Below are 11,138 nucleotides of genomic sequence, written 5' to 3' on the forward strand. Positions count from 1 at the left end.
TGCTAACCTGATTGTTTTTGAAAGGCAAAAGCAAGGTTTTCAGAACAGAAATCTTGCGTTGGATAAAACACGATAAAAACAAAGCCGTTAATTATTTTTCTAAAAAAGAGTGCGATTAGCCTTCTGAGGGTAGAAATTGGATTTTTGCGTAGTAATGTTTCTGCTTGGCCGCAGCAATACAGTAAATTCATATTTAATTGTTTTGCAAAATAATGAATTTTTCCAGAACCCAGAATCGTAATATGAGTCACATCACCATGTTGTAGGCTTAGGCCAAAAGGTGAATCCCCATTTGGGGAGCGCCCTAAAAATATCCCCCCCGGTTTTAAAATACGCCGAATTTCTTCAAGGAAAAATAGCAGATCATCTTGGGGAATATGCTCTAAAACATCAAACGCAACCACTAAATCAAATTGATTATTCGAAAACTCGCTTAGGCTTTCCGTATGTAATGCCTGAAAGCCAGCATTGGAAGCAGCATTTACTAGGTGGGGGTTAGCTTCTGTACCGACTATATTCCAGCCTTTATCAAGGCCAAATTTCAGGAAATGACCATTTCCAAAACCAATCTCCATTACTGAAATTGGTTTATCAATATTCAATGGAAGCCGCTTTAATTCAGCGGCAAAATAATGCTTATCCTTAAACGAGAGCTTGCCAAAATCAGTGGATCCCCATGACTTCCAGTCAAGATAGTTAGAGTTAAATTTTTCTGGCGTGTTATTGGGCATTTAAATATATGGTGAGGCAATTTGCTAAATGTTGTAATTGTCATTGATAAAGGTAGCTTTGGCAAACTGTAAGAAAACCCAGTGATTATTAAGCTGGGAATTTGGGTATTTGAATTGGTTGCATAAGCTGTAAAGGTTATTTCGTGACTAAAAAAGTAAACCTGACTTTAAATATTTATGAATGTCACGAGCTGGGTTATATTTCTAATATGAATATGAACCCAAACACCAATCCGTATGAACTAGAGTTTTCTGAGTATCAAGAGCGACGTGGGCAGTTTTGGGACTCAGTGAACAGTTCTCGTAGCCACTCATTAGGCGCATATTACCAAAAGAGATTGGCGCATGTTTATCAAAATATAGTACCGAGTAATTGCAAAGTTTTGGAATTGGGCTGTCGTGGTGGTGATTTATTGCATGCTCTTAAGCCTTCGATTGGAGTGGGCGTAGATTTCAGCGAGCAAGCACTCATTAAAGCACGTAAGCATTATCCTAGTTTGCAATTTATTTGTGCTGATGCTCAGCAGCTTGATCTAGGTGATCAAGTCTTTGATTACATAGTCATCTCAGATTTAGTAAATGATTTATGGGATGTACAAACAATGTTAGAAAGCATGCATCCGTATTGTCATGCTGAGACGCGTATCGTATTTAACTTTTTTAGTCATGCTTGGAATATTCCCTTACGAGCGGCTCGCGCGCTAGCTTTAGCTACTCCAAATCTACCTCAGAACTGGCTGACACGCCACGATATGAATAACCTGCTGGAAATCTCGCAGTACGAGAGTCTGCGCCAGTGGCGAGAAATTATTGCGCCAATTCATATTCCGTTGATCTCCAATTTCTGTAATCGTTATCTGGCCAAAATTTGGCCCTTTGAACTATTGGCAATCACCAACTTCATCATTGCAAGACCGGTGGGTATGCAAGAAAAGAAAAATCCTAGCGTTTCTGTCATCATTGCTGCCCGCAACGAGTCTGGTCATATTGCTGAGCTCTTTGAACGCGTTCCTCACATGGGATCTGCGACTGAGATCATTTTTGTGGAGGGCAACTCGACTGACGATACCTATGATGTTATTGCTAGCGAGATGGCCAAGCGACCTGAGTGCAATTGCAAATTACTTAAGCAAACTGGCAAAGGTAAAGGCAATGCAGTCCGCAATGGTTTTGATGCGGCTACCGGTGACATCTTGATGATTTTGGATGCCGATATTACTGTACCCCCCGAAGATTTAACCCGTTGCTACAACATTATGGCAAGCGGGCTTGGAGAGTTTGTGAATGGGGTGCGCTTGGTATACCCCATGCAAGATGAAGCAATGCGTTTTTTAAACTTACTTGGCAATAAGTTTTTCTCATGGGCATTTAGTTGGCTGATTGGTCAGCCTATACGAGATACCTTATGCGGCACTAAGGTTCTTTGGAAAACGGATTACGAACGGATTGCTGATAATCGTAAATACTTTGGCGATTTTGATCCATTTGGCGATTTTGATCTGCTCTTTGGTGCGGCCCGCCTAAATCTCAAAATTGTTGAGGTGCCCATTCGGTATCGGGCAAGGCGTTATGGCGAGACCAACATCTCCCGCTGGAGTCACGGCTGGCTATTACTCAAAATGGTGGCTTTTGCCGCCCGCAGAATTAAATTTACTTGACTTCAAGGCTAAAAACTATTGCTCGGAAGAGGGTTGAGCGCATTCCGCCTCAATTCTCTTGATATCCATTTGCTGGTGATATTGGATGAGACCAGATTTGCAAAAGGGATGAGAACCTTTTCGAATGAGCCAATTGTAGTAATTGGTATAGGGCACTAAATTAGCGAGCAAAGTAAGAAAAATCAAAATACTCAGCGTTCTTTTTTGAGTACGTTGTGGCATTTTATAAATCAGCAAGAGTGCAAAAGTAAACAGAAAAAACTCAGAGAAAATCCGGTAGTGAGGGTTATCGATATATCGAATTTTGTTGACCAAATTGACGATATAAAAACTAGCTAGAGTAAAGCCAAAAAACCACCATTCTTTTTGTGTAATGCTATGGCGGTAGTAAATCAGGTAGCCTACAGAAAATCCAATTAGTAGGGTAGGCGATGAGAATTTGCCGAAAGTCTCTACTAGTGGGCTGATGAGGAAATTCAGCGTATTGAGTAAACCATCGCTTGAGAATGGGTTTGCCATAAATGCACTCTCCGACCCCTTAAGAAAACGAGTCATGCTCATTGGATCAGCAATATTTCCAAAAATAGATATACCTAGATTGATTTGAGTGCTAGTAAACTCTACGAGAAGAAAGGCAACCAAGTAGCACACATTAAAAATAGTGATTGCTATAAAGGTGTTGTAGCGCCGAACATTAATTGCAATGACTGCAATAAGAAAATTGAAAAAGCTGACTAACAGCACGTTAAAAATAAAACCCAACCCTGTTGATCGAGGTGAATAAAAGAAAAGTAAGAGAATGTAGGATAGCGCTGCTGTAAAAATGAAGAAAATATGATGAGCACTTTCTTTTTCAGGGGAAACCGCATTTGGAACGAAGTAAGCAGCCCAGCAAAAGTAAAAAGGGGCCAGTACAAGAATTTGTGCTTTATTGAGTGCTGCGCAGAAAAAACAAAAAAGGCAGAGCTGTAGCAAGCAGTAAGACTTAAGAGTATTTTTTTGATAGCTAGCGATGAAGTAGTAAAGCGCCAGCATTAAAAACATAAAGGCGATGGGCTCTGTGCGCATCGCAGTAAAGTGATAAAAAACACCATTACTTATGAAAGCTAAAAAAGCAACCAACAGAGCAATGAAGGTGCTCTTAAAGATTTTATTGCTCAGGTAGTAAATACCAGAAACCAATACAAGAGTACTCACTAATGCAGCGTGTCTTGCAGAAATTACTAGGTAACGCATGGCATCAAATATCGTTGGCGCCTGATTAAACTGAGTAATGTTAGAGATATCACTTAAGCCTAAAAAGTTACTGGCTTTTAGTATCAAAGCGATCAAATGAATGGAAAAGAACCCAGGGTGATCGACATATTCTTGATTCAGACCGGAGTTAATTAGAAGGCCGTTATAGCCTAGAGTTAGTTCTTGATCAGCCCAAAAGGACCAGTTGCGATTATATCCAGTGCCATAGAACAGCGCTATCAGGAAAGCCCATATAAAAAAATAAGGTAGACACTGTTTGAAAAAATATTTCATCTTGCTTTGAACGACACTGGATTAATAGCAAAATCCCGATTACAGTCCGTTTTCTCGATAGTGCTTATAGAGATTGGCAATGGATGCAAAACCCAGAACCACAATTAATACCGCAAATAAGTACTCTGTTGTGAGGTAGGTATACACACCCATCTGCACCAGGACAGCCGCAACAATGAAGGCGGCCATGGATCCGAATGCCACCAATTTAAAGTTTGGGACAAAGGCTCCTAAGGTAATGGCGATAAAGACAATGTAAAGATCAGAAACAAGTTGATCAGCTGTTACAAAAATACTATTTGTAAGCTCGGGGTTAGTGAACTTGCCCAATACAGCAATGACCAAAATAGATGCCAAGATAGCAAAGTTGAGCTTTGCTTTGAGAAGAATGGTTTTAAATTGATCGCCCATGGCTTTATGAGGCGCTGCCGTTAAACACGAGGCTGATACCAATCCACAAAATAATAAAAGCAATTAATACGGTTGAACCAATTTTCTTGAGGAAATATTCAAGGCTATCCATGTAGACCTCATCACCTCTGCCAAAGTAATGATCAAAGCGCTTCCAATAAAGACGTCCCACAACTAAGGGGAGGAGCATCGCAACGATGCCTAAAATAACGGTTAAGGTGTTATCCATACTGAAACTTTCTTTGCTAACAATCTCTGGGGATTGGCTGTAAAGGCTAAAGAATACCTGTTTTTGTTTCCCATGCGGCTTAGCGCTGCTTTGGGGCTCATCAATCGGTGTTATTCAGGGCTAAAAGTGGTTTGTTGATACAGTAGAGGCTACTTTTCAACTAATTCATTCGAAAGCATCTCTATGGCCGAACTATCAACCGCTCAGATTCAAGAGATCCGTACAAAAGTATTGGGCGCTGCCGCCAAAATTCCAGGCGCATTAATTGGCCTGGGAATTTTATTTATCGTTCTGGGCATGATCGGTATTGCAGGTCAAACCTTATTCTCATTTATCTCGGTTAATGTGTTGGGCATTTTCTTATTTTCTGGTGGCCTTCTTCAGGGTGCTCATGCTCTCAAGTCGCATGGCTGGAAAAGTGTTGGCGTACAGCTGATTTTGGCAGCACTTTATATTGCAGCAGCAATCTTCACTTGGGCATTTCCAATTCCAGCGCTAGAGGCAATCACGCTTTGGTTGGCTGCGATCTTTTTTGTGACCGGCGCTTTACGTTTGATCTCCGCGTTTCAGTATCGTCACTTTCGTGAATGGTTCTGGTTGGTATTGTCTTCAGCAATCTCCATTTTGATGGGCGTACTCATCATGAATGGTTATCCAGAGTCTAGCCTTTGGTTGCCTGGTATGTTGATTGCGATTGAGCTCTTATTGCAAGGTTGGTCATTGTTGTTTATGGGATTAGCGGCACGCTCACTTACTAAATAACTCATTTGATTCAGAAGGCAGAGTAAAGAGACTTCATCATGGCAATGAAAAAAACCGACCTCTATAAGAATTTAGCTTTGAAAACTGCACAGGGAATGAAGAATGCCGCCAAGACTCCCAAACTAGGCGCAGATGAGAAGGCAAAGTCTAAGAAGGAGCTAGCAAGTGCGAACCCCTTGCTAGCTTCTTTAATGGGCAAATCCAAGTCAAAGTAATTCTTGAAGAAAGTAGCCCCGCTTTTTCTGATTGATCTCCTAAAGGTCTTTGCGGCCTTGTTAATCATCCTGCATCACCTCTCTAGTTATGGGCAAATTGCCGAGGATGCACGCCGCGTTCTTCCGGGTCTGATGACTTGGCTATTTGAGTATGGGCGCTATGCTGTGCAAATCTTCCTAGTGATGGCCGGATATTTGGCCGCTCAATCTTTGAGTCGTTACGCTAACCTCAAATTTAGTGCCAATAGTTTGCTCAAGCTCATTCTGAATCGTTATCTGCGCTTGTTTGCACCATACGCTATCGCACTTATTTTTACTATTGCGTGCGCATATATTGCGCGCCTCTGGGTCAATGATGAATTCATTGGGGAATCAGAAACGCTATCGCAATTTTTGGCGCACCTCTTTTTTATCCAAGGAATCTTGGGTCTTGATTCGATTTCTGCTGGCGCTTGGTATGTCGCGATTGATTGGCAGCTGTATTCCGTGCTGGCAATTTTGTTAATCTCTTTTCCGAGATATCAAGCATTGATTTGGTTAATTAGCGTTCTAGCCGTTAGTTCTTTGCTGTTCTTTAATCGTTCGGCTGACTATGAAGCCTATTTCATTTACTTTATTGGCTCATATGGTTTAGGAGTTTTAGCTTACTTAGCAAGTCGCTTTCAAGATGCAGGTATCCAGCGCTTTGCTAAGGTGGCATTGATTTTGATTGGTTTAATTATTGCTGCAGCTTCATTCCAACAAGTTTGGCTCAGAAATTTCCTTGCTTGGTTTGTGGCCCTGGCTTTGTATTTATGGGGTGATACTCAATATCCTAAAGCCATTATTCAGAAGGGCTGGGCAAAGGCTATCGCCTGGGGAAGCCAGCGCTCTTACTCTGCATTCTTAATTCACTTCGCATTTATTTTGCTGGCCAACACCATCTACATTGCATCAGGAATACACGCGCATGAAAGTGGTGCGTTAGCAATAACATTAATACTAGCGGTAGTTATAACTAGTGTGATTGCAGCAAATTATCTTTATCGCTGGATAGAGGTTCCAGCAAATAAACTCAAGATCTAATCTAAAAGATTACAGCCCCATATCCTTCAGTGCGCGGAAGATCTCGCGATAAGCCTTAGGTGGCTTGTTTTGCTCTTTTTCCTTGCGTGCATTACGAATCAAGGTGCGCATGTTTTGAATATCCATATCAGGATATTGCTCAATCATTTTGGTGAAAGCTTCATCGTTTGCAATCAGCCGCTCGCGATAGCTTTCGAGAAAGTGCAGTTTGGCAGTCTCTGCCTTGCTAACACCTTGGATCGCGTCCAAGCGTTTCTGAATCGCATCCAACTCTTCATCATCTAAGAAGCGCATGAGTTTGCCAAGGTATTGCTTATGGCGACGGATTGCCTCAAAACTTTTAATCTTGTTGGTTTCGGCAATCGCGGCCTTAATTGCCTCATCTAGCGGAATGGTTTTGAGGGCATCGCTACTCAAGGCGGCCAATACTTCGGCCAGCTTTTGGCGCTCAGTCATTTGGCGCTTTAGCTCTGACTTGCTGGGGCCCTCATCAGCCTCAACTAGCTTGGGAGTGCGATTCTTCTCATTAATATGCATATGGCTATTTTAGACGGGTATTTGAGGTTTCTAGCTGAATTGCCTAATTTCTTCATATTGGGAGAATTGGTAAATAATAGAGTTAAAAATAGCCATACAAAAAGCAGAGACATGAGTACAACAAATCACCCAAACACTTACGACTACATCATCATTGGAGCAGGAAGTGCTGGCTGCATGTTGGCTAAGCGTTTGACTGAAAACCCCAATAAGAAAGTCTTGCTGATCGAAGCGGGTAAGAACGACAACTACATCTGGATTCATATTCCGGTTGGATATTTATATTGCATTGATAACCCTAGAGCAGATTGGCGATTTAAAACTGCTGCTGAAAAAGGTTTGAACGGTCGCTCATTGTTATATCCCCGTGGCCGCGTATTGGGTGGATGTTCATCCATTAACGGCATGATCTATATGCGTGGGCAAGCTCGTGACTATGAGTCTTGGGTGCAGGCTACTGGTGATGAATCGTGGTCTTGGGAAAATGCACTCAAGCGCTACAAGTCATTCGAGGATTACCACGGGGCTGCTAATGAGTGGCATGGAAAAGGCGGGGAGTGGACCGTTTCAAAGCAGCGTTTGCGTTGGCCCATCATGGATCGCTTTAAAGAAGCTGCGGTGGAGGCGGGCATTCCAGCTACAGATGACTTTAATCAGGGTGATAACTTTGGCGTGGGTTACTTTGATGTGAGTCAGCGTGCTGGTTGGCGTTTGAATACTTCTAAAGCATTCTTAAGAGACGCTGCAAAGCGCAGCAATCTCACAGTATTGACTGAAGCGATGGTGAACAAACTCAAGATCGATCCCGTAACTAAAAGTTGTTATGGAGTTGAGTACATCAAGAATGGTCAAACACATGAAGCCTTATGCGCCATTGAGAATGGCGGTGAAGTATTGCTAAGTGGCGGCGCCATTGGTAGTGTGCAAATCTTGGAGCGCTCTGGCATTGGTGCTGCAGCACACCTCAATCAATTAGGTATTCCGGTGGTTGCCGATTTACCAGGTGTTGGCGAGAATCTGCAAGACCATTTGCAATTACGCATGGTTTACAAAGTCAATGGTATTAAGACGCTAAACACCAAAGCTAATACGCTGATAGGCAAGATGATGATTGGCTTAGAGTATTTGCTAAAACGTTCTGGCCCAATGTCTATGGCGCCATCCCAGTTGGGCGCGTTTGCTTATAGCTCGCCTGAACAAAAGAGTGCCAACGTGGAATATCACGTACAGCCTTTATCTTTAGAAAAGTTTGGCGAGGACTTGCATTCCTTTAATGCCTTCACAGCTAGTGTTTGTAATTTGCGCCCTACTTCACGCGGTAGTGTGCACATTAATTCAGCAGATCCAGAAGCGCCACCAGTCATTAGTCCTAATTACTTATCGACTGATGAGGATCGTAAAGTAGCTGCAGAATCTTTACGCTTAACGCGTAAGATTGTTGAGCAGTCTGCACTCAAACCATTTACTCCTGAAGAATACAAACCAGGCATGCAATATCAAACGGATGCCGAATTGGTAAAAGCGGCGGGTGATATTGGCACTACGATTTTTCATCCAGTAGGCACATGCAAGATGGGGCGTGCTGATGATCCAATGGCTGTGCTGGATTCTGAGTTACGTGTGAGAGGTATTCATCATCTACGAGTAGTGGATGCTTCAGCGATGCCTACCATTACTTCAGGTAACACTGCTGCGCCGACCATGATGATTGCTGAGCGCGTAGCAGAATTACTCACGCGTGAATAAAGCTTCGCAAAAGAGTTATTCATTACCAGCGAGCCATTTATTGCTGGCACTGGCCATTGTGGCCGTATGGGGGACTAACTTTGTAGTGATTAAGTTATCCCTCAATTCTTTTTCTCCATTCTTATTTGCCGCGCTTCGCTATACCTTTGCTTTTTTACCCTTGGCACTTTTCTTTCCTATGCCTAAAGTCTCATGGGTCAATCTCTGTACTTATGGAGTTGCTGTTGGGGTGGGGCAGTTCGGAATTCTGTACTTTGCGATCGATGGTCGTATCTCCCCGGGTCTAGCTTCCTTGGTGATTCAGACGCAGGTATTTTTTACTATCGGCTTTGCTATGTTCTTTGCCAAAGAGCGTTTGCGAACTTATCAAACAATAGCCTTGCTAGTAGCAATCACAGGTTTGGTAGTTATTGCGTTGCACACTGATGCCAACACTACTTTCCTCGGGCTTGCCTTGGTTGTATTCGCCGGCCTCTCCTGGGGGGTGGCTAATACAGTTAGCCGCAGGGCGGGCTCGATCAATATGCTGTCCTATGTAGTTTGGGCAAGTGGATTTGCTATTCCACCCTTATTTGTTATGTCCTATCTATTTGAGGGTGGCTGGAGCCATATGGGTAGCTCATTAGCCTCAGCACCTGTATGGGCTTGGGCTGGTGTTTTATGGCAATCCTGGGCTAACACCCTCTTTGGTTATGGGGCTTGGGCCTGGCTACTGTCTAAGCACCCTGCAGCGGTTGTGGCGCCTGCCCCCTTATTGGTGCCTATATTTGGTATGGGGGCTGCCGCTTATTTCCTGGCTGAACCATTGCCCCCATGGAAGATCGAGGCGGCGGGGTTAGTGATTGCTGGCTTGATAGTCAATTTATTCTGGCCAAGCATTGAACTCAAACTCAAGCGGCATTTTTCTTAAGAGTTTTCGCCCCTAGAGGCTAATGTAAAACCCTAATAGATGCCCCTTTTTTTGCCTTTGTATTAACAGTAAGATAACTGTTCGTTTGTGTTTTACCTATAAAAAAGTATTTATTCATTAGCAATTTTTAGTCATGGAGACTTTATGAACATTCGTCGTCACATTTTTGCAGTAGCTGCTACTGCGATGCTTTCAACCGGTGCTTACGCTGCCGATATCAAACTTGGTGTTTCAGGTCCATTTACTGGCGGCTCTGCCTCCATGGGTGTCAGTATGCGTGACGGTGTACGTCTTGCTACAAAAGAGATTAATGCTGCTGGTGGTATCAATGGCAACAAAATCGTTTTGGTTGAGCGCGATGACGAAGCAAAAAATGAGCGTGGCGTGCAAATTGCACAAGAATTGATCAACAATGAAAAAGTTGTTGCAACTTTGGGTTACATCAACACTGGTGTTGCATTGGCTTCACAGCGCTTCTATCAAGACGCGAAGATTCCAGTAATGAATAACGTTGCTACTGGTTCTATCTTGACTAAGCAGTTCCCTAATGCACCAGAGAACTATATTTTCCGTAATGCTGCTCCTGACAATATTCAAGCTCCATTGATCGCTAAGGAAGCGGTTGAAAAGCGTGGCTTGAAGAAAGTAGCGATTTTGGCCGACTCTACAAACTACGGTCAGTTGGGTCGTGAAGACTTAGAGAAGGCGTTGAAAGGTTATGGCGTAACACCAGTAGCGGTTGAGAAATTCAACATTGGTGACGTTGACATGACTTCACAATTACTCAAAGCAAAAAATGCTGGCGCTGAAGTAATTTTGACTTACGCGATCGGACCTGAGTTGGCACAAATTGCTAACGGCATGGCGAAGTTGGGTTGGAAAAAGCCAATGATCGGTTCATGGACATTGTCTATGGCTAGCTTTATTGATACTGCTGGTAAGAATGGTAACGGCGCAACAATGCCACAAACTTACATTCAGACTCCATCTACAACAGCTAAGCGTAAAGCTTTCCAAGCTGCTTACTTGGCCGAGTTCAAGCCAAAGAACAATAACATTGCATCTCCAGTTTCTGCAGCACAAGGATATGACTCTGTTTACCTCTTGGCTGCAGCGATTAAGCAAGCAAACAGCACAGAAGGACCAAAGATTGTTGCAGCATTGCAAGATCTGAAGACTCCAGTTGATGGTGTTGTTATTACTTACAACAAGCCATTCTCTGCAACTGATCACGACGCTATCAAGATGAAAGACGTAGTGATGGGTGTGGTTGAAAACGGCCGTGTTGAGTTCTTGAATGCTGAGGACGCAGCACCCAAGAAGAAGTAATTCAATTTACTCAGG

12 protein-coding genes are annotated in these 11,138 nt (G+C 43.1%); 7 read left to right on the top strand and 5 right to left on the bottom strand.

Annotated elements, in window-relative coordinates:
- Positions 1 to 2: 2 nt before the first annotated feature.
- On the bottom strand, positions 3 to 731 hold the full coding sequence (locus PKF022_RS01925) for a class I SAM-dependent methyltransferase (protein WP_281777009.1): 729 nt from the start codon (positions 729 to 731) through the stop codon (positions 3 to 5).
- Between the two features lie 209 nt (positions 732 to 940).
- On the opposite strand from PKF022_RS01925, the gene PKF022_RS01930 reads away from it, so the two are divergent.
- Positions 941 to 2,389, top strand: a complete 1,449-nt coding sequence (locus PKF022_RS01930) for a bifunctional class I SAM-dependent methyltransferase/glycosyltransferase family 2 protein (protein WP_281777010.1) — start codon at positions 941 to 943, stop codon at positions 2,387 to 2,389.
- Between the two features lie 15 nt (positions 2,390 to 2,404).
- On the opposite strand, the gene PKF022_RS01935 is transcribed toward PKF022_RS01930, so the two are convergent.
- Genes PKF022_RS01935 through PKF022_RS01945 form a run of 3 tightly spaced genes read right to left on the bottom strand, consistent with a single transcriptional unit; the run spans position 2,405 to position 4,559 of the window.
- Positions 2,405 to 3,919 (bottom strand): phospholipid carrier-dependent glycosyltransferase, encoded by a 1,515-nt coding sequence (locus PKF022_RS01935; RefSeq protein ID WP_281777011.1) that lies wholly within the window; start codon positions 3,917 to 3,919, stop codon positions 2,405 to 2,407.
- A 39-nt stretch (positions 3,920 to 3,958) separates the two neighbouring features.
- The gene (locus PKF022_RS01940) at positions 3,959 to 4,330 is read right to left on the bottom strand and encodes a hypothetical protein (protein ID WP_281777012.1); all 372 of its coding nucleotides are present in this window, start codon (positions 4,328 to 4,330) and stop codon (positions 3,959 to 3,961) included.
- A 4-nt stretch (positions 4,331 to 4,334) separates the two neighbouring features.
- The gene (locus PKF022_RS01945) at positions 4,335 to 4,559 is read right to left on the bottom strand and encodes a hypothetical protein (protein ID WP_281777013.1); all 225 of its coding nucleotides are present in this window, start codon (positions 4,557 to 4,559) and stop codon (positions 4,335 to 4,337) included.
- 183 nt (positions 4,560 to 4,742) lie between these two features.
- Here PKF022_RS01945 and PKF022_RS01950 point away from each other — a divergent pair, with 183 nt between their 5' ends.
- The 3 genes from PKF022_RS01950 to PKF022_RS01960 are packed head-to-tail and all read left to right on the top strand — an operon-like array spanning position 4,743 to position 6,601.
- Positions 4,743 to 5,321: a DUF308 domain-containing protein gene (locus tag PKF022_RS01950; protein WP_281777014.1), complete on the top strand. Its 579-nt coding sequence runs from the start codon at positions 4,743 to 4,745 to the stop codon at positions 5,319 to 5,321.
- A gap of 38 nt (positions 5,322 to 5,359) precedes the next feature.
- The gene (locus PKF022_RS01955; RefSeq protein WP_281777015.1) at positions 5,360 to 5,536 is read left to right on the top strand and encodes a hypothetical protein; all 177 of its coding nucleotides are present in this window, start codon (positions 5,360 to 5,362) and stop codon (positions 5,534 to 5,536) included.
- Positions 5,537 to 5,539: 3 nt separating this feature from the next.
- On the top strand, positions 5,540 to 6,601 hold the full coding sequence (locus tag PKF022_RS01960) for an acyltransferase (protein ID WP_281777016.1): 1,062 nt from the start codon (positions 5,540 to 5,542) through the stop codon (positions 6,599 to 6,601).
- Between the two features lie 9 nt (positions 6,602 to 6,610).
- Here PKF022_RS01960 and yjgA read toward each other — a convergent pair whose 3' ends face one another.
- On the bottom strand, positions 6,611 to 7,138 hold the full coding sequence (yjgA, locus tag PKF022_RS01965) for a ribosome biogenesis factor YjgA (protein WP_281777017.1): 528 nt from the start codon (positions 7,136 to 7,138) through the stop codon (positions 6,611 to 6,613).
- Positions 7,139 to 7,249: 111 nt separating this feature from the next.
- Here yjgA and PKF022_RS01970 point away from each other — a divergent pair, with 111 nt between their 5' ends.
- The 3 genes from PKF022_RS01970 to PKF022_RS01980 all read left to right on the top strand — a co-directional run bounded on the left by PKF022_RS01970 (position 7,250) and on the right by PKF022_RS01980 (position 11,123).
- Positions 7,250 to 8,884 (top strand): GMC family oxidoreductase N-terminal domain-containing protein, encoded by a 1,635-nt coding sequence (locus PKF022_RS01970; RefSeq protein WP_281777018.1) that lies wholly within the window; start codon positions 7,250 to 7,252, stop codon positions 8,882 to 8,884.
- The gene (locus tag PKF022_RS01975; protein WP_281777019.1) at positions 8,877 to 9,794 is read left to right on the top strand and encodes an EamA family transporter; all 918 of its coding nucleotides are present in this window, start codon (positions 8,877 to 8,879) and stop codon (positions 9,792 to 9,794) included. Before PKF022_RS01970 ends, PKF022_RS01975 begins: the two co-directional genes overlap by 8 nt.
- A 144-nt stretch (positions 9,795 to 9,938) precedes the next feature.
- A complete protein-coding gene (locus PKF022_RS01980; protein ID WP_281777020.1) occupies positions 9,939 to 11,123 on the top strand; it encodes an ABC transporter substrate-binding protein in 1,185 nt (394 codons plus the stop codon).
- Positions 11,124 to 11,138 lie beyond the last annotated feature (15 nt).

Origin of the sequence: Polynucleobacter sp. KF022 (genome assembly GCF_027924105.1) — a bacterium.
GTDB lineage: Bacteria > Pseudomonadota > Gammaproteobacteria > Burkholderiales > Burkholderiaceae > Polynucleobacter.